16 protein-coding genes are annotated in these 17756 nt (G+C 62.3%); 10 read left to right on the top strand and 6 right to left on the bottom strand.

Going from position 1 to position 17756, the window contains the following annotated elements; all coding sequences use genetic code 11:
- Positions 1-2: 2 nt before the first annotated feature.
- From aroC to KF691_01395, 5 genes are all read left to right on the top strand, one after another.
- Positions 3-1202: a chorismate synthase gene (gene aroC / locus KF691_01415; GenBank protein ID MBX3388093.1), complete on the top strand. Its 1200-nt coding sequence runs from the start codon at positions 3-5 to the stop codon at positions 1200-1202.
- 107 nt (positions 1203-1309) lie between these two features.
- Positions 1310-1471, top strand: coding sequence for a hypothetical protein (locus KF691_01410; GenBank protein MBX3388092.1), 162 nt, complete (start codon positions 1310-1312; stop codon positions 1469-1471).
- 21 nt (positions 1472-1492) lie between these two features.
- On the top strand, positions 1493-1780 hold the full coding sequence (locus KF691_01405) for a transposase (GenBank protein ID MBX3388091.1): 288 nt from the start codon (positions 1493-1495) through the stop codon (positions 1778-1780).
- A 62-nt stretch (positions 1781-1842) separates the two neighbouring features.
- Positions 1843-3174 carry a DUF3300 domain-containing protein gene (locus KF691_01400; GenBank protein ID MBX3388090.1) on the top strand — a complete coding sequence of 444 codons (1332 nt, stop codon included), beginning with the start codon at positions 1843-1845 and terminating at the stop codon, positions 3172-3174.
- 51 nt (positions 3175-3225) lie between these two features.
- The gene (locus tag KF691_01395) at positions 3226-4182 is read left to right on the top strand and encodes a DUF2950 domain-containing protein (protein MBX3388089.1); all 957 of its coding nucleotides are present in this window, start codon (positions 3226-3228) and stop codon (positions 4180-4182) included.
- A gap of 6 nt (positions 4183-4188) precedes the next feature.
- Here the strand turns inward: KF691_01395 and KF691_01390 are convergent, their stop codons facing one another.
- Positions 4189-5169, bottom strand: a complete 981-nt coding sequence (locus KF691_01390) for an ABC transporter substrate-binding protein (GenBank protein MBX3388088.1) — start codon at positions 5167-5169, stop codon at positions 4189-4191.
- Positions 5170-5293: 124 nt separating this feature from the next.
- Between KF691_01390 and KF691_01385 the strand changes: the two genes are divergently transcribed.
- Positions 5294-5788, top strand: coding sequence for a peptidyl-prolyl cis-trans isomerase (locus tag KF691_01385; protein MBX3388087.1), 495 nt, complete (start codon positions 5294-5296; stop codon positions 5786-5788).
- Positions 5789-5831: 43 nt separating this feature from the next.
- Here KF691_01385 and KF691_01380 read toward each other — a convergent pair whose 3' ends face one another.
- From KF691_01380 to KF691_01370, 3 genes are all read right to left on the bottom strand, one after another.
- Positions 5832-8792 carry a hypothetical protein gene (locus tag KF691_01380; protein ID MBX3388086.1) on the bottom strand — a complete coding sequence of 987 codons (2961 nt, stop codon included), beginning with the start codon at positions 8790-8792 and terminating at the stop codon, positions 5832-5834.
- 153 nt (positions 8793-8945) lie between these two features.
- Positions 8946-10535, bottom strand: a complete 1590-nt coding sequence (locus KF691_01375) for a family 10 glycosylhydrolase (protein ID MBX3388085.1) — start codon at positions 10533-10535, stop codon at positions 8946-8948.
- Between the two features lie 16 nt (positions 10536-10551).
- Positions 10552-10995 (bottom strand): DUF393 domain-containing protein, encoded by a 444-nt coding sequence (locus KF691_01370; GenBank protein MBX3388084.1) that lies wholly within the window; start codon positions 10993-10995, stop codon positions 10552-10554.
- Positions 10996-11111: 116 nt separating this feature from the next.
- On the opposite strand from KF691_01370, the gene KF691_01365 reads away from it, so the two are divergent.
- Positions 11112-11753: a hypothetical protein gene (locus KF691_01365; protein ID MBX3388083.1), complete on the top strand. Its 642-nt coding sequence runs from the start codon at positions 11112-11114 to the stop codon at positions 11751-11753.
- 7 nt (positions 11754-11760) lie between these two features.
- Here the strand turns inward: KF691_01365 and KF691_01360 are convergent, their stop codons facing one another.
- Together KF691_01360 and KF691_01355 are read right to left on the bottom strand one after the other, a co-directional pair.
- Positions 11761-13194 (bottom strand): tetratricopeptide repeat protein, encoded by a 1434-nt coding sequence (locus tag KF691_01360; GenBank protein MBX3388082.1) that lies wholly within the window; start codon positions 13192-13194, stop codon positions 11761-11763.
- Between the two features lie 154 nt (positions 13195-13348).
- Positions 13349-13990: a lamin tail domain-containing protein gene (locus KF691_01355; protein MBX3388081.1), complete on the bottom strand. Its 642-nt coding sequence runs from the start codon at positions 13988-13990 to the stop codon at positions 13349-13351.
- Positions 13991-14304: 314 nt separating this feature from the next.
- Here KF691_01355 and KF691_01350 point away from each other — a divergent pair, with 314 nt between their 5' ends.
- The 3 genes from KF691_01350 to nuoE all read left to right on the top strand — a co-directional run bounded on the left by KF691_01350 (position 14305) and on the right by nuoE (position 17744).
- A complete protein-coding gene (locus tag KF691_01350) occupies positions 14305-15363 on the top strand; it encodes a DUF1559 domain-containing protein (GenBank protein MBX3388080.1) in 1059 nt (352 codons plus the stop codon).
- A 61-nt stretch (positions 15364-15424) separates the two neighbouring features.
- Positions 15425-17059 carry a hypothetical protein gene (locus KF691_01345; protein MBX3388079.1) on the top strand — a complete coding sequence of 545 codons (1635 nt, stop codon included), beginning with the start codon at positions 15425-15427 and terminating at the stop codon, positions 17057-17059.
- Positions 17060-17201: 142 nt separating this feature from the next.
- Positions 17202-17744 carry an NADH-quinone oxidoreductase subunit NuoE gene (gene nuoE / locus KF691_01340; GenBank protein ID MBX3388078.1) on the top strand — a complete coding sequence of 181 codons (543 nt, stop codon included), beginning with the start codon at positions 17202-17204 and terminating at the stop codon, positions 17742-17744.
- The last annotated feature ends 12 nt before the right edge of the window (positions 17745-17756 follow it).

Genomic DNA, 17756 nt, shown 5'->3' with positions numbered 1-17756 from the left:
GTATGCCAGTTCTCGATTATCAAACCGCCGGGGAATCGCACGGGCCGGCACTCGTTATCACGATCACCGGCTTGCCGGCGGGGCTCGACCTCGATGTTGATTTCATCAATGCGGAGCTGCTGCGCCGCCAGGGCGGGTACGGCCGGGGCGGGCGCCAGCGCATCGAGCAGGATCGGGTGGAGTTTCTCACCGGCGTGCGCCAGGGGCGGACGATCGCGGCGCCACTGACGATGGTGATCAGGAACAACGATTCGAGACTCGATGATCTGCAGAAGACGCCGCCGGTCTATCGGCCCAGGCCGGGGCACGCGGATCTTGCGGGGAGCGTGAAGTGGTTGACGACGGATTGCCGCGAAACGCTGGAGAGAGCGAGTGCGCGGGAGACGGCGAGCCGCGTCGCGGCGGGCGCGGTGGCGCGATGCCTGCTGCGCGAGTTCGGGATCGAGGCGTTCGGGTTTGTGCGGAGCATCCTGGATGCGAAGACCGACGTTGCGATCACCGATGCCAACTGGCAGGAGATGAAGAAGGTGCGCGACGCGAGCGAGACGTATTGCCCGGATGAAGCGGTGACGGCGAAGCAGTGCGAGATCATCCGGCAGGCGAAAGTGGACAAGGACACGGTCGGCGGATTGGTCGAGGCGCACGTCTTCGGGTGCCCGATCGGGCTCGGCTCGTGCATGAACTGGACGACGAAGCTGGATGCGCGGCTCGCGTACGCGGTGATGGGGATTCAGGCGTTCAAAGCGGTCGAGATCGGGCTGGGGAAGGAGTGCGCGTTCCTGCCGGGGCACAAGGTGCACGACCCGATCCGATTTGATGCGAAACAAAAAGACAAGCCGCATCTCGGTTTCGTGCGCGACAGCAACAACGCGGGCGGCACCGAGGGCGGGATGACCAACGGCATGCCCGTCGTCGTCCGCGGCACGATGAAACCGATCGCGACCTTGCTGCGCGGGATGCCGAGTGTCGATCTGAACACCAAAGAAAGCCAGATGAGCAGCTACGAGCGCAGCGACGTGTGCGCCGTGAGCGCGGCGAGCGTGGTGCTCGAGAACGTCGCGGCGTTCGAGGTGGCGCGGGTCTTCAGCGAGAAGTTCAGCGGGGATTCGCTGACCGAAGTGCGGGCGCAGTACGACGCGTACATGCGGTTTGCGCGGATGCTGCCTTTGGAGCCGCCGATAGCGGTGGTGGCGAAACACTGACGCGCCAAAGAACCCTCCGCGCAAGCGGAGGGCCGCCCGAGCATGCATGATGAAATGCGTGTTTCGGTGATCCCACACTCGCGCGTGCCGTTCGATAGGCTGCGCTCATGTCGCTTTACGGATACTTGCTCACCTGGCACACCTACGGCACTTGGCTGCACGGGGATGATCGCGGATCGGTTAATAAGATCCAGAACGTTCCCGGAACGCCATACGTTGCGCCGAATGAGAAAGTGGTCCGCACGATGATGGCCCGCATGAAGCAGTAACCGTTCGTTCTGACCGAACCAATGCGATCGATTGTTGATCGGGCCATCCGCGATCATGCCGAGATTCGCCGGTGGCCCCTATTTGAGCAAAACGTGCGGACGAATCATTTGCACATCGTGGTCGGACCGGCCGCGGGCGCGGACGCCGATGAGATGATGAAGCAGTTTAAATCCTGGGGAACTCGCAGGCTGATTCAGGCCGGACTGGCATCGAGCACAACCCGGGTGTGGGTTGACCACGGGAGCACGAAGCATTTGAACAGCGAGACTTCCCTGCAGCGCGCGATCGAATACGTGCGGAATCAGTAAGCAATGCCGGCCCCACGCTCGCGCGTGGGGTTCGATACACTGATCGGCACTAGGAGCTCACCGTGAAATCGACATCCTTGATCCTCTTCTCTTTGATGGCATGCGGTCTTTTGGGAAGTCGTTGCTTCTCCCAGCAGGCCGCGCCCGCCGCGACGAGCGCTCCGGCGCAGACGCCCGCCGGCGACAAGCTTTCGCCCGAGCAGCTCGACCAGCTCGTCGCGCCGATCGCGCTTTATCCGGATGATCTGCTCACGCAGATGCTGATGGCCTCGACCTATCCCATCGAAATCGTCCAGGCCGATCGCTGGGTAAAAGCCCACACGGATCTAAAGGGCGACGCGCTGGCCAAGGCGCTCGAGTCCGAAACCTGGGACGCGAGCGTGAAGTCGCTGGTCCAGTTTCCGGATGTTTTGAGCATGATGAGCGAGAAGCTGGATATCACGTCGAAGATCGGCGACGCGTTCATCTCGCAGCAGAAGGACGTGATGGACGCGGTGCAGCGTCTGCGCGCCAAGGCGCAGCAGGCGGGCAACCTCCAATCGAACCAGCAGCAGACCGTGACCGTGCAGCCTGCCGCGGCGGGGTCGCAGACGCAGACGATCATCATCCAGCCGGCCGATCCGCAGGTTGTGTATGTGCCGCAGTACAACCCGACTGTTGTCTACGGAGCGTGGCCTTACCCGGCCTATCCGCCGTATCCCTATTACCCGCCGGGATATGTCGCGGGCACCGCGGCCCTCTCGTTCGGGATCGGCGTCGCCTGCGGCGCGATCTGGAGCAACAACTCCTGGGGCCACTGCAACTGGAACAACGGTTCGGTCAACATCAACCGAAACGTCAATATCAACAACACGAATATCAACAACGCGAACATCAACCGGAACAACACCAACGTGAATCGCAACAACGCCAGCGGCTCGACATGGCAGCACGATCCTTCGCACCGGCAGGGCGCGCCCTACTCAAACCGCGCCGCAGCCCAGCAGTACGGCGGCGTCGATCGCGCGCAGGCGACGCAGGCACGCCAGGAATTCCGCGGGCGTGAGAATTCGCCTCAGGGTGCCTTCGGCGATTCGGGTAGAGGCCTGAACCGCCAGAATTCCGGCAGCTTTGACCGTTCGCAGGCGCAGCAAAACATGCAGAATCGCCAGGGACAGGCCCAGAACCGGCAGGGCGGATTCGACCGTAGCCAGGCTCAGAACAATCGGTCGTCAGGCAATGCGGGCGCCTTCAGCGGCGTTGATCGCGGGAACGCCACGCGACAGGCCAGCAACCGAGGCAACGCCAGCCGCAGCGGCGCGCAGCAGATGTCACGACCGAGCGGAGGCGGCACACGATCGGCGCCGTCGCGTAGCGGGGGTGGCGGCGCACGTGGTGGCGGGCGTGGCCGCTGATCTCTCCTTATCGCATTCCCGAACTCTTTCTTCCTCTTTGAGATTCACACCATGTTTCCAAGCCTCCGGCACCGAGTGATTCACATTCTGACGCACGCCTCTCTTATCCCAATCGCGGTGGTCGCGACCTCGTGCGCTTCTTCCTCACCGCAAGACCCGATCGTCCACCAGGGCGAGGCCTTCGCGACCCCTCAGGCGGCGGTCGATGCCGGTATCGCGGCGCTTCGGGCGCACGATGAGGCGGCGCTGACGCGAATACTGGGTGTCGACGCCAACATCATCGAATCGGGCGATACCGTCGCGGACAAGGCGAACGTCCAGAAGTTCCTGCAGAAGTACGACCAGAGTCACCGCCTCGTCGAAAACGAAGGCGGCTCGATGACGCTCGAAGTCGGCGAGAACAACTGGCCGATGGCATTCCCGCTCGTGCATGATTCGGACGGATGGCGGTTTGATTCCGCCGCGGGAATCGAGGAGTTGAACGCCCGGCGCATCGGCCGAAACGAACTCGATTGCATCGAGACCTGCCGCGCGATCGCGGATGCTCAGTCGGAATACCAGATGATGGACCCGGACGGAGGCATGCCCCCGGCGTACGCCCAGAAATTCCTCAGCGACGCGGGAACGAAGAACGGCCTTTTCTGGCCGGCCTCCGATGGCGGGCAGCAGAGCCCGCTCGGCAATCTCGCGGCACAGGCGAGCGCGGAGGGTTACACGCGCAACGACACCGGCGAACCGCAGCCCTATCACGGCTACTACTACCGCATGCTCACGGCACAAGGCCGGTACGCCCCGGGCGGTGCGCAGTCGTATCTCGAGAACGGCCGCATGACGCGCGGCTTCGCGGTCATCGCCTATCCGGCCGAGTACGGCGTCTCGGGCATCATGTCGTTCATGATTTCCAAGCAGGGAATCGTGTATCAGCGCGACCTCGGCCCGGACACCGAAGCCATCGCCCGCGCGAAAACCGAATTCAATCCGGTCCCGGGTTGGACGATTGTGCGGTAATCCAATTCACGGCCGCTCGAGCAATGTCCACGGGAAGCCGATCGGAATGACGCCCGCGCGGTTGTTCAACCAGCCGACCAGGAACTCGAACGCATCGACGAGCCGCGGGCCCGGGCGGTTGAACATCTGATTTCCATCGACGATCGCGACACGCCCTTCGCGAACGGCCTTCAGGCCTTGGAACCATTCTTGCTTCAGCAGCGCATCGGCGCAAGTCCGAGTCGTGGCCAGATCCATGCCGCAAGGCGCGATGATGATCGCGTCCGGGTTCAGTGCCCCGACAATCTCGGGATCGACGCGGATTGATTTCCCCGCGAGGCGCTCGGCCATCTGAGGGCCCGCCGCGGCACCGGCTTCTTCCTTCGCGACGGTCGGATTCAGCGGGTGTCTCGCACCCGCACGCTCGATGAGTTGAGGCGTCCAGTGCCCGCCCACAAAGAGCGGATCGGTCCACTCGAGCAACACGACATTGGGACCGTCTTCGAGCGCGTTCACGAACTCCGCCGCGGCGAACATCCGCTCGCGCAGGTCCGCGGCCTTCGAGACCGCTTGCGATTCGAGACCGGCGGCGCGCCCGATGGTGTAGAGGTCATCAAGTACGCCCTCGAATGTCTGTGGATTCAGGCTCACGATTTCGGGGCGGGGTGAGAGAGTTTCCGCGATGCGCCGGACGGTCTTCAGATCGATCGAGCAGACCTCGCACAAGTCCTGCGTGAGGATGAGATCGGGCTTGAGATCGGCGAGCAGTTTCTCGTTCACCGAGTAGAGCGATTGACCTGAGGACATTTGCCGGCGCACCTCGGCGTCGATTGCTCCGGGGTTTGTCGCGCGTTCAGGCTTGATCGCCGGCGCGGTCAGGGCCGGGATTTCCGAGATTCCAAGCGGATAATCGCACTCGTGCGAGCGACCGACGAGCAGTGATTCCCCGTCGATCGCGCAGAGCGATTCTGTCGCGGAGGGAAGCAGGCTGACGATGCGGGGAGGCAAGCACGATTCTATCTGGCCCCTCTCTCAATCTTTCTATCTCTCGCTTTTTTCATGTTTGGAGTTGTTCATCTACTCACCCCTCCTCCCCGTCTCTTCTCCGCCCATTCCGTCGCTACCCTTGTTCATGCAAGTGAAACTCACCACATCTCACGGCGACATCGTGCTCGAACTCGATCCGAAGAACGCGCCGATCAGCACCGAAAACTTTGTCGCGTACGTCAAGTCCGGCCACTATGAAGGAACCGTTTTCCACCGCGTCATCGATTCGTTCATGATCCAGGGCGGCGGACACAACGCCGACTTGTCGAAGAAGGCGACGAGCAAGCCCATCAAGAACGAGTGGAAGAACGGGCTCAAGAACGTGCGCGGCGCGGTCGCCATGGCGCGCCTGGGCGGAAACCCCGATTCGGCCACAAGCCAGTTCTTCATCAACACCGTCGATAACGCGTTCCTCGATAAGCCTCAGCCCGACGGCGCCGCGTACGCCGTCTTTGGAAAAGTCACCAGCGGCATGGACGTTGTCGACAAGATCCGCAAAGTGAAAACGACGAACAAACAGGGCATGGGCGATGTGCCGGTCGAGCCGGTCACGATCGCGAAGGCGGAAATGCTGGGCTAGGGCTCGCCGCGAAGCGCGCTCGAATCGGCCGCGGAAAGCCTTATTACGGGCAAAGCAACTGGTTGTATCCGGCAAGGAATTCCACAAAGTCAGCATCGTCCACGAGCGCGTCTCGGTTCAGATCTGCAGCCATGCTCGCGGGCGGCACCACCAACTGGTCGTAACTGACCACAAACACCTGGAAGTCCAAATCTTCCACGAGCCCGTCGCCGTTCAGATCGCCGGGGCAGTACGCGCGCTCGTCGCTGTTGAGAATGCCGTTGAGATTCCGATCGATCCCGATGCGCGTCTCGCTTCCTTTGGGCACGATCATCCACGTCTGCTCGTTGCCGACCGCCGCGATCGCCTTGAGCGCGCCGGAGCCGATCGTCTCCCCCGCGTGATCGGACTGGAAGACGCCGCTCCCGATGTACGACCAGCCGCGCATCCTGCCACCCGAACGCCCGCGCACGACAAGCCCCACTTTTCCGGAATTCGCGAGCGACTCGTACGTCGTCAGCAGCGCCGTCTGCGCCGGGAGCGCGGTCGCGAGATTCACAAGCGTGCTCTGCTTCCCGACCGCGGCGTGCGAATCCTTGCTCGATGGCCCCGGCGCTTCGAAGATGTTGCTGCTCGTCGCGGGCAGCGGCATGTCGGAACCGGAAAACGCGAGCATGAGCGCCGTCAGATCTGCGATTTCCTGATCCGAGTTCACGCGGAATACCGGCTCGGCAACAAACCGCTCGATCGAGTCGACCGATCCGTCGTGCAGCAGCCCGAAGCCCGCGGTGTTCTCGAGCTGCGTGGTGTTGAAGCCGGTCTTTTTGTACTCGTTTCGCGTCTGCGGCACCTTCATCGTCACGTTGGTTGACCCGTCGGTCGAGACAAGCCCGAGGTGGTGCTGCCCCTGCGGACCCGGTGCAATCGCGACGAACTGCGTCCCGTTCCATGCCGCATCCGGGCCCATGCCGGTCGGCAGCGTGTGGCAGGAAACACAGGCGAGCGCGTTGTTGTCGAGCCGGCGTGCCGCGCTGCGATAGATCGCCAGTCCATTGCCCGCGTTCCCGTTTGGCAAGGGCAAGCCCGCGGCACTGAAACGCCCAGGACTGAAGTGTCCCGGAAGCGGCAGATTCGACGGCAGCGTGTTGTCAATATTCCGGAACGGGTTGGGTGGGAACGTGATGGTTGCGAGGAAATTCTCAAACTCCTGCATAGGGCCCGGCGGCAGAGGACCGTCGGCGCCCTGCAAGCCGAGAAACGCGTTGGCAAACGCTTCGATTCCCGAGCGGTCACCCCGCCAGTGATGCGGCTCGTGTCCGATGATGTCCTGCAGCGTCTGCGTGGTCATCGGCCCCTTCATCGGGTGAAAAGCTTCAAACCCGGTGTTCAGCCCCGGAATGCCGAAGCCGGTGTTGAGATCGACGAGCGCCTGCGCCGATCCGCTCGGATCTCCCAAGTCCCAGGCGAGGCGATCCATCTTGCCATCGACGTGGCAGGATGCGCACGCGATCTGCCCGAGCCCAGAGTTCATATGCGTGTTGTACAGGTGCTTGCGCCCGGTCTTGATGTCGGACGTCGTCGGATCAAAGAACGGAACCTTGAGAATCTGCGTCTGGCTTGAGAGAGACACAACCGAGATCGAGCCCTCGAACTTGTTCATCACGTACAGGCGATCGTGCGCCTCATCGAGCGCGAGCCCGGTCGGCCCTTCGCCGACATCGATCGTCGGCGCGAGGCCCGCTCGCGCTCCCGCGGCATTCACAACAATCACGTTGTTCGAGCCCATTCCAGACACGTATCCGATAGTTCCCTGGCTGTTCCAAATAACGCCGCGCGGATCACCCAACGACTTGTTCCGTTCGCTCTGCGGGATACTCGAAGCCGCGTACGTCAGATGCGGATTCAGGTCGACAACCGTCGAGGCGAGCGTCGCCGGATTTACGCTCGCCATCTCGACGCGGATGAATTTACCGGTCAGAACCGGCTCGAATCGCTTCTCGTTGGTCGCCTCGGTTCCGATCACCGTCACGGTGCCGTCGGCCGGATTCACCGCGACACCCATGCAGATATTCATGAGCTGCGTCGCGTAGGTAACTCCCAAGGTCGACGCATCAATCACGGCGAGATCGCGATCCGGTAGGTTCCAGCCCGGAATCCTTCCCGACTTTGCCGCTTTCGCGCCGCTGACGAGGTCGGTCCAGTCTCCGGAGTTGTCGTCCATCCACTTTCCGCTCGCGTCCTTTCGGACGATCAGCCCGACCTTCGGTGGCGTGCCCGCGGCAGGATTCTTCGCGGGAACAAAGAGCGTCCCGACATTCGGCGGCGGATTGATGCCGCTGTACGGTCCCGAGAAATCGCTGACAACGTTCGGTGGGTATCCCAGCACGACGCCCATGTTCGCTGTCGCACCGCCGCCCAGAATTGTCGATCCGTTTCCCGACTCGAAGATCGCCGCGTACACCCGCGTTCCGTCCGGGCTGACGGCCATCGCACGCGGCACTTCGCCCTTGATCGCGATCTCGGCGGTCGGCGATCCGGGGTTCGCGGCATCGAACACTTGCACGACTTTCGCCGATGAGCACGTCACAAACGCCCGCTGGGGCGTTCCCGCGAACACGACATCGCTCGGTTCGTCTTTCGTGTTGATCGTGCGCACCACATTCATCGTCGAAAGATCGACAACGCTGATCGTGTCGCTGATGTGATTGACCACCCACACTTCGTTTTCTGTCCGGGCACGCACGCTCACCGGGTCAAGACCAACCGGAACCGACGCGACCGAGTACGGAAGCCCGTGCGTGATGTCGAATACTTCCAGCCGGTTATCGGCGGTGTTCACCGCGAGCAGGCGTGCGCCGCTCGGGGTCTTGTCGAGCGGATGAACGTGCGGGCTTTCCCAATTGACAAAGGACGAGTTGACGTACCGATCGCCGAACGGGTCCGACTGGATGACGAGCGCTCCCGCCATGCCGGCGCACGCAAGCCCGAAGATTCCGGCGTAGGACGCTTCTTTCCAGTTCTTCATCTCTCACTCCCGCGCGAACCCGATCAATGTACCGCACGCCTCCCGATCCACCAACGGCAGAACGCAAGAAGCACCGGAATGATTCGGAATCGCGAATACCGGATTTCCGACCCTTTCACGCCCCCTCTTTCGGCCCCGGCGGCACCCGCCTGCTCAATTTGAACCATTCTGAGCGGCGTGCCAGATGCGTTTTCTGCCCAATGCCCCCGTCCGCGACACCGGCGTGAGAGCGATAGTGTCGGCGCCCTGAGTTTCGAAAGTTTCGCCCGCGCGCCCGCCCGGCAGAATCAGGGTGCGCCACTCCCCGCCGCGACGAACCTGCAGCACCCAGCGCGAGGGCCCCAGCGGAAACTCCCAGGGAATCCAAGCGAGCGCGGTTCGCGTGTTGTCCGCGGCGACGATCGCCTTCCAATCAATCTTTGAAAACGCGGGTTCATTGAGCCACGGGCTTTCGGGAATGAGAGCGCTCTCCGGCTGAACAGACATGATCGCCTGATTGATCCCGCCCCGGTTCTCCAGCATTACTTTCAGCGAGAAATGAATCTGTCCCGGCTCCGGGAAACCGGGGTTTCCGGAGCGCTCGCGGGTGACGTTGATCTGGCGCACAATCTCCATCGGGATCCAGTTGCGCGAAACGTCCTCGGTCTCGAGCCCGATGCGGCTTGTGTACAAGCTCGGCCAGAGATGACGCTCCTTCGTGTTCTGCTGCGCCCACCAGAGCATGAGACGCACAAAGTTCTGCTCGACCGAATCGATCGACCAGTAGAGCTGCGGCGAGAGATAATCGAGCCATCCGTTCATGAGCCAGAGCCTCGCATCGGCGTGCAGCTTCGCAACCGCGTCCATTCCCTTGATGCCTTCGGGGAACCCCGGCTTCCAGATTCCAAACGGCGCAACCCCCACCAGCACGTACGGCTTCGCTCGCTTGATCTCCGAATAGAAGCGCTCGACGAAGCTGTTGATGTTCTGCTGGCGCCAGAGATCGCGCGTCAGCGGACGGATCGCGGTTCCCGGCGGCGCATCGGCCCGCATCTTCGCGGCGTACTTCTCGTAACTCGCGTTATCCGGAAACGGCACACCTTCCTTCGGATAAGGGTAGAAATAGTCATCGATCGCCACGCCGTCGATGTCGTATCGGTTCACGATGTCCATGACGACGCGCATCGTGTGCTCGACCGCTTCGGGCTCACCGGGGTCGAGCCATTCATAGCTGTCGTATTCCTTCACGATCGCCGGATTGGTCCGCGAGATGTGCGATGCCGCATTCGGCGATTTCGCCTTGAAATGGCGGGCCCGAAACGGATTGATCCAGATGTGAACGTCGATCGCGCGCCTGTGCGCCTCTTCGATCCAGAACCGCAGCGGGTCGTAACCGGCAGCAGGGGGCGAGATCCCGCTCGCACCGGTCAGGTACTCGCTCCACGGCTCGATCGACGAGATGTAGAGCGCATCGCAGCTCGGGCGCACCTGAAGCAGCACCGCGTTGAACTTCATCTTTTCGAGCCCATCCAAGTTCCGGATGATCTCGGCTTTCTGGATCTCAACGCTCAGATTGCTTGCGCTCGGCCAGTCGATGTTCTGCACGCTGGCGACCCACACGCCGCGGAATTCGCGGGGCGGATCGGGAGGAGCAAAGGCTTGCGCTTGTTCGGGCGTGGTTTCGCGCCAGACAGGCTGCGCAGGACAACGCAAGGTGAGCGTGAAACAAATCGTGAGTAGCAAGGCGCGAGGCAGCTCGATCATTGTGCGAATCTTTGGCTCACGGCACTCTGCAGCGATCGCCCTCGCACGCCATCGCCGGCTCTTCCCCTAGAAACCTTGCCGCGATCGCGCTGATCCGAATTCGATGCCGCGCAAACCAGCGGTAGAAGCAATCCGCCAGCGGGCGGATCAGCGGCCATCCCGTCACGCTCACGATCGCGCTCATGAGGCGCGCGCCGATACCGCCGCCTTCTGCGACCGCGCGATATGCATGCCGAAAAACCCCCATGCCGGCGATCATCCGTCCATCGGACAGGATTCCGTGAATCTGCCCCATAAGAGCCTCCTCGGTCGCACCGAACCGCGACGGTTCAAAGTCCGGGGCCGTGATATCGAGGATCTTCAGCTTGCCGCGGCCCGCATCGAGATTCTGCATGAACCGTGCCTCGCGCCGGCAGAGCGTGCACTTCCCGTCTATCAGGATGGCAAAGGGCTCTTCCACTTCTCAGGCATTCTTCGCCGGCGGGCGGCCGCATGTTCTTGCCGCGGCGTTTTGATCGCATTTGATCTTTGAAGCCGTTGCGAGAATCCTTTTTGCGCCGCTGCAAAGGAACACACATGAGGGCATCGCCGCTATTTGCTCAAATCCTCGTCGCCGCGACGCTCGGAGCCTGTGCTTCCGATCGCATCGGGCATTCCCCGAATTCGGTCGCTTCCAGCGGGTTGAATGCCGCGCCCGTTGCACAGCCCGTTGAGCTCAATGCCGCGGATGAGGGCTACACGGCCAATGCCTATCGCGTCGGTCCGGTGATCGTCGCCGGGCAGCCCAAGGAAGCGACGCTCGAGAAACTGGCGAAGGACGGGTGCCCCCTCGTCGTCAACATCCGCACGCCGGAAGAAATGAACGACCGCCAGCGTGTGCCGTTCGATGAAGCCGAAACGCTGAAGCGTCTCAACGTCGAGTATGTCTTCATTCCCCTCGGCGGCCCCAAGAAGGAATACCCCTACACCACGGAAGCGACCGACAAATTCGCCGAGGCGCTCTCGCGCCACAATTCCGGCCCCGTACTCCTCCACTGCCAGGTCGGCTACCGCGCAACACACCTCTGGACCGCCTATCTCGTCCGCACCAAGGGCCTCTCTCCCGAAGAAGCAGTCGCGATCGGATCTCAAATGGTGATGGGCGAGCAACCATTCGAAGGGCTCGCGGGCGTCAAAGCGCAGTACGTCGGCGCGGAGCCGCTGAACTCCACGAACTGACCGCTCTTCACTCTTTCAACTCCGCCAACTGCTGCCAAAGGTCCCGCAGCGCATCCGAGCGCGGCCGCACCGTTCCGCCCCGATCCGACAACGAAAACCCCGAATATTCCGCCAGGATCGCCCGGATGAGCAGATCTCGCTTGGGCTGACCGGCTTCGACCCCGGCCTTGAGCGCGATCCCCGCGATCGCCGCGCTCTCCGGAAAATCCTTGATCGCCTTCTGCAATTCCGGGCTCTCCCACTTCAATTCCTTCTTCTCCACCATCGCCGCCAGCACGCCGGCGGCACAGCGCGGGTCCTTCGCGACTTCCCACCCGAGACGGTCGATCTCGTCCGCCTTTCCTGTCTGGAAGTACAGAAATCCCGCAGCCTCGAACGCGTCTTTGAGGCCCGAGTTCTTCGCCATCTCGACGAACTGCGGCCCGAGTTTGACGCGGGCGTCATCGCGCGTGGTTGCGCCCGAGCGGATCGCGTATCTCAGCATCTGCACCGCCGCCCGCGCGTTCGTCGGCATCGTCGCCTGTTCATCGATCAAATAGCGGCTGCGCCGCAGAAGGTCGTAGACCTTTTCTTTCGTGGGGCGCTCCATCATCGCGAGCGCTCCGACGCACTTGGCTTCCTGCACCTGAACATTCCCACCCGGAAGAATCCACTTCCCCACCGTCAACAAATCGTTCTCGAGAAACTGCCGATTGGGCCCCTTATTCCACCAATCGCTCGGCCAGTCGCAATCGAGGAGAAGAAGGTCCGCCGCCGCAAGCTCGTTGGCGTTCAGCACTTTCTTGACGAGCTCCGCACGCCGCCCCATCGGACGCCTGCGGTCATTGACTTCGCACACCAGCGACTCGATGTCTTCCTGCGTTCCGCGTGTCGCCTCGCCGCACGATTTCCAGAGTGCGAGCGCTTTCTCGACATTTCCGATGCGCAGCGCGCACTCCGCGGCAACGGCCAGCACCGGCGCGTTGCCCGGGCGGAGTTCGTCCGCCCGCTCGTACGCTTGAAGCGCCCCTTCGTACTCTCGCTCCCGATGCTGCTCGAGCCCCCAAGCGAGCAGAACTTCGGCGCTGTCCGGGAGCTTTTTGGCCGCCGACTTGATGAGCGAATACGAAAGCTTCGGATCGTTGCGGAAAATTGCCTGACCCATCACGAACGACTGCGCGGGCGTTCTTGTGGCTTCGGGAAAGGTTTCGAGCACCAGCTTGCTCGCCCCGTCAACGTCTCCCTTAAGGAGAAACTCGCCCGCAACAGACGCCTGGGCTTTCAGAATCGCGATCGCGTCGTCGATGTCGTCCTGGGTCGTCCGGGGCCGAACGACTTTTCCCGGCGTCTCAATGGTCTTCTCGCCGGGCTTCCCGGCTTGGCGCCCGCTTGTCTGCCCGAACGCACAACCGAGCGTCGCGATCGCCGCAATCACACACCCAAAAGCACGGCTCTTCGCCATCCGACGTTCTCCGAGCGAACCGGGCCGCACCCACCTCCCGGCTTTCGTCAGATCGTATCAGCCCCCGAAAAACGACAAAGCCCCCGGGGTCTCCGGGGGCTTGTCCTGTGTGCGGAACGAATCCGATTGCGATCGGGCTGTCCTCAGTCCATCATCAGGCCCGTCGACGCCGACCAGAGATCACAGCGCCGAGGCCGGCGAGAGCAAGAACGCCCGGCGCAGGGATATCGGCGTACGTACCCGGGTTGCCGATCTCCCCGAACGAGTTCGTCCAAGAGCCGTAGGCATCGCCCACGGACGAAATCAGCGCGAGGTCGGCGCGGTTCGCGCCGAGGTTCGCCAGCATGATGTTGCCCGAGAAGCCCTGCGTGCGCGGGCCACCGATTGTCTGATCGTCGTACGTCAGACGATCGATGAGGTTGTTGAACGCGTCGTATATGTTGATCTCGTCGGCGCGACCGAGGTTCGTCGTGTTGCTGCCGAGAACTTTGACGCTCGCCGCCAGGCCCCACGCCGTGCGGAACGCCGCCGCGGTCGGCTCGCAGACGATCGCGCTTTCGCCCGCGGCAAGAATGCCCAAGCTGCTAAGGCTGACCGTCCCCGGCGCGCGCGAGTCGTCATCGAACGACCAGCCCGTCAAATCGATGGCGAACGCGCCCGTGTTTGTGATCTCGAAGTACTCGCGAGCCGTGCCGCCCGCGCCGTTGTACATCCATTCCGTGATGCGGATGGCGCCCATCGAGCTGCTCGCCGCCGTCACCAATGCCGCCGCACCGATCGCAATCTGCTTGTTCATCTCTCGCTCCTGTAAACCCCGGCGTACGACGCACAAACTTCGCGTCGTCGGAATCGGGGAGCCAAGACTAAACCCTCGGGTCTTTCCATTGCGCTCACTCCCGACGAAGATCGTGTAAAGGTTGTGTTACGAGGAGTCGGGTTCGCTTGCGGCGTCTTTGCGCGATCTTGACGCAATCTTGCCAATTCCAAAGCGCTCGTCGATCGCGCGCCGTGTTAAGGTCCGCCTCGATTTCTCTGCAGCTCAACCGATTCGGATCACGCCGCATCCCCATGCCAGCGCAGCGTTTGAATAAATCCCTTCGTTGCCGCGGTATGAGAGCCTCCAGCGGCGCTTTCACTCTGATCGAACTGCTCGTCGTCATCGCGGTGATCGCGATCCTGATCGGTATTCTGCTCCCCAGCCTGAGCGCCGCCCGCGACTCGGCGCGCACCGTCAAGTGCCAGAGCAACCTGCGCCAGATGGGGATCGCCTTTCTCGCATACTCGGGCAGCAACAAAGGTTCGTATTGCAGCGGCCCGCAGGACGGGCGCGTCAACAACAACTGGGGAAACGCCGCCGACATCCAGGCGGGCAAAGTCGGCTGGATGGCAGACGCCGTCGAGGGCGGCTACTTCAATCCGGGCACCAACCTCTGCCCGACCAATCCGGCTCGCTCCACTCAGTCGCTCCAAAACGACAAACTCCCGGCAAGCTTCAAGGGAATTACCGCCACCACCACCAAGCGCCAGGCGATGTTCAACGCCGGGTACAACACCAATTACACGCCCACCTGGTACTTCGCGTTCACCGAACTCATCGACCTTCGCGATAACCCCGACGTCGATGTCAAGCGCCCCTATCTCGATTCCAAGCGCACCCGCCAGGCCCTGCGCGGCACGATGAACGAGAAATACCTCGGAATGGTTCCGACCAATCTTGTGCCGCTCTTTGCCGATGGGCGCGTGAACGATCTCAACGACGGTCAATCCGAAGTGCTTGTCGGCTCCGACACCTATCGCGTCGTCAAGCATTTGACCGACGGATACGCGGGTTCCCCTGTCGACGGTCTCTTCGGCAAGCAATCGTGGAGCGACCTCGGTCCGGCGCACGGAAAAGCGCCCGGTGGCAAGCTCCGCAACACCGCTTCCGGCGGCATTAACCAGAAAGATCTCGACAAGTACTACGGAAATTGGCTCTTCGCCGACGGACACGTCGATTCGCTCCGCGATTCCAACATGGACGGCGAATTCGGCTGGCTCGATGGCGCCAGCGTTCGAGCCGACGACCCCTACGACGACCAAGACGTCGAACGAAAAGTCTTCGGCGGACACTTGACGACCGGCCGATTCGGTCCCGATCCCACCAAAGAGCGGAGCAGCGTGGATCACTAGCCCCGCTGACCCGACGCTTCACAAGCACCGTTTCTTATTCGTTCACTTTCGGGAGAGCTTTATGAGAGTTTCGACCACGATCGGTTTCGCCGCCCTATCGCTGATCGCCGCAGCCGGCAACGCGCAAGTCATCCTCAACGAAGTCTGGGCCAACCCCGCCGGCAGCGGAAGCTCGGGCGATGATCGCTACGAGTTCATCGAGCTGTACGGTCGCCCCGGCATGAAGCTCGATGGCTACATGATCGCCTCGGTTTTCGGCGGCGCCGACGACGGCAACAACATCCCAGGTCCTCTTCCTTCCGGGTGGGACGAAGGCGATGAATTGCCCGAGATCGACGAGGCGTGGTCACTCGACGGCATGACCATCGGCAGCAACGGTTTCTTTGTTCTTTACAACAACAACGGCAACAACTCGCTCATTCCGCCGCTGCTTCCCGCCGCCACGAATCGCGCAACGTTCATCTCGCAGCACATCCCCACTTCCGACACGGCCGGTCGCATCAAGAACGACGGAAGCGCGACGTTTGTGCTGCTCCGCAAGCGCCCCTATCACACGCTGGTTTCCAACGGCGCGGGTGGCTTTGTCAGCCGCTACGACGGCAGCGCGACGTATTTCAGCGGCACCCGCTACGCCTGGCGCAAAGATGTGAACCCCGATGTGAACTTCGACGGTTCGATCGATCTCAACGGAATCGCGACGCAGAACGGATTCCCTTACCTGCCCGAGATTCCGGTCAACAGCGAAGACACCAGCTACGTGCCCGTCCCGACTCCGCCGCCTTCTTCGCTCGAGCCGTACCAGATGGTCGACGACATCACCTGGTCCAACAGCGGCGGCAAGGAATACTCCCGCTCCAAGCAGCAGGAAATCTCCGACACGCCCGGCTTCAACCCCGATGCCGTTTCGCGCGTCGCCTACTTCGGCACCAATCCGAATCTCGGCGACCGCCTCAATAGCAGCAACCAAGTCGTCCAAACCCACATGGCCGACGAAGAATTCATCTACGGCGATGTGCTCGTGAACAGCACCAGGCTCTACGACGCAACGCTCTCCGGCGGCCCGACGTACCCCGGCCAGACTCCGGGAGCACGCTTCCAGGACATCAGCCGCGCCGGCTTCGCCATCACCCCCGGCAATTTCAACGACGGTGTGACGACCGGCACCTACGGCGTGACGGTCACGCAGTTCCGCTGGATCATCGGTGACTTCAATTTCGACGGTGTCGTCAATTGCGACGACCGCAACCTGCTCCAGTCGCGCATCGGCGCCACGCTCGACGACACCGAGACCCACGTTCGCGATCAGGGAACCCCCGATCCGACCGACGACATCGTCATTCCCAACTGGTGGAAGTGGCAGGGCCGCAGCTTCAACGGCCTGCTCGCCATGCTCAACATGAACACCACCGACGGCGCCGGCGGCACAAACAACGCCGCTGTCACGCAAGCCGACCTGGCCTCGTTCGACGCGGCATTCCCCGGCCTTTGCGCCGCGCCGTGCCCCGGCGATCTCAACAACGACGGCTTCGTCGATGACTCCGATTTCGTCATCTTCGCCAACTCCTACAACATCCTCGATTGCACCGATCCGAGCATGCCCTCGGGCTGCCCGGGCGACCTGAACAACGACGGCTTCGTCGATGACGCGGACTTCGTGATCTTCGCCGCCGCGTACAACGACCTGATCTGCCCCTGAGCCGATCGAACAACTCGCAATTCTGAAATGGCCCGGAGAGACCCGGGCTTTTTCCTTTCAATCTCGCGGCACCACACCTCTTTGCCTCTTTGCCTCTTTGCCCCTCTGTCCCTCTGTCCCTCCGCCCCTTCTACACTCCCCCATGGCCTGGATCTCCAAAAACTCCGCCGGCGCGACCGTCGAAAAACGGTCAGAGCCCTACCTGACGAGCGACATGCGCTCGCACCTTTCGCAGCACATCCTGCCGCGCTACGAACGCAAGATGGGCGCGCTCCTCCCCTGCCTGCACGAAATCCAGCACGCCTACGGATGGATCCCCGGCCAGGCCATGCTCGAGATCGCCGACTTCCTCGCGATCAAGCCCGCCGACGTCATCGACACCGCTTCCTTCTATGAGGAATACTGGCTCAAGAAGAAAGGCCAGCACCTCGTCAGCGTCTGCCGCTCCATCGCATGCGAGTTCTGCGGCCAACCCGCAATCACACAAGCCGTGAAAGACGCGCTCGGGATCGATGTCGGCGAGACCACCGACGACGGCGTCTTCACACTTATCGAGCTCGAGTGCCTCGGGTCCTGCGGCACGGCCCCGGCCCTGCTCATCGACGAGACGCTTCACGAAAATGTCAAGCCGGAACAAATCGCCGGCCTGCTCGACGCCGCGCGAAAGAACTCGTCGCACCACTGACGGAGCCCGCAC

Source organism: Phycisphaeraceae bacterium (genome assembly GCA_019636555.1).
Lineage (GTDB): Bacteria > Planctomycetota > Phycisphaerae > Phycisphaerales > UBA1924 > JAFEBO01.
This window is presented reverse-complemented; position numbering and strand designations above follow the sequence as displayed.

Bases quoted from the DNA above. Each gene is read 5' to 3' on its own strand.
- KF691_01395 (MBX3388089.1), top strand. From the start codon at position 3,226: ATGTTTCCAAGCCTCCGGCACCGAGTGATTCACATTCTGACGCACGCC.
- nuoE (MBX3388078.1), top strand. From the start codon at position 17,202: ATGGCCTGGATCTCCAAAAACTCCGCCGGCGCGACCGTCGAAAAACGG.
- KF691_01350 (MBX3388080.1), top strand. From the start codon at position 14,305: ATGAGAGCCTCCAGCGGCGCTTTCACTCTGATCGAACTGCTCGTCGTC.
- aroC (MBX3388093.1), top strand. From the start codon at position 3: ATGCCAGTTCTCGATTATCAAACCGCCGGGGAATCGCACGGGCCGGCA.
- KF691_01345 (MBX3388079.1), top strand. From the start codon at position 15,425: ATGAGAGTTTCGACCACGATCGGTTTCGCCGCCCTATCGCTGATCGCC.
- KF691_01405 (MBX3388091.1), top strand. From the start codon at position 1,493: ATGCGATCGATTGTTGATCGGGCCATCCGCGATCATGCCGAGATTCGC.
- KF691_01375 (MBX3388085.1), bottom strand. From the start codon at position 10,535: ATGATCGAGCTGCCTCGCGCCTTGCTACTCACGATTTGTTTCACGCTC.
- KF691_01365 (MBX3388083.1), top strand. From the start codon at position 11,112: ATGAGGGCATCGCCGCTATTTGCTCAAATCCTCGTCGCCGCGACGCTC.
- KF691_01360 (MBX3388082.1), bottom strand. From the start codon at position 13,194: ATGGCGAAGAGCCGTGCTTTTGGGTGTGTGATTGCGGCGATCGCGACG.
- KF691_01385 (MBX3388087.1), top strand. From the start codon at position 5,294: ATGCAAGTGAAACTCACCACATCTCACGGCGACATCGTGCTCGAACTC.
- KF691_01410 (MBX3388092.1), top strand. From the start codon at position 1,310: ATGTCGCTTTACGGATACTTGCTCACCTGGCACACCTACGGCACTTGG.
- KF691_01380 (MBX3388086.1), bottom strand. From the start codon at position 8,792: ATGAAGAACTGGAAAGAAGCGTCCTACGCCGGAATCTTCGGGCTTGCG.
- KF691_01355 (MBX3388081.1), bottom strand. From the start codon at position 13,990: ATGAACAAGCAGATTGCGATCGGTGCGGCGGCATTGGTGACGGCGGCG.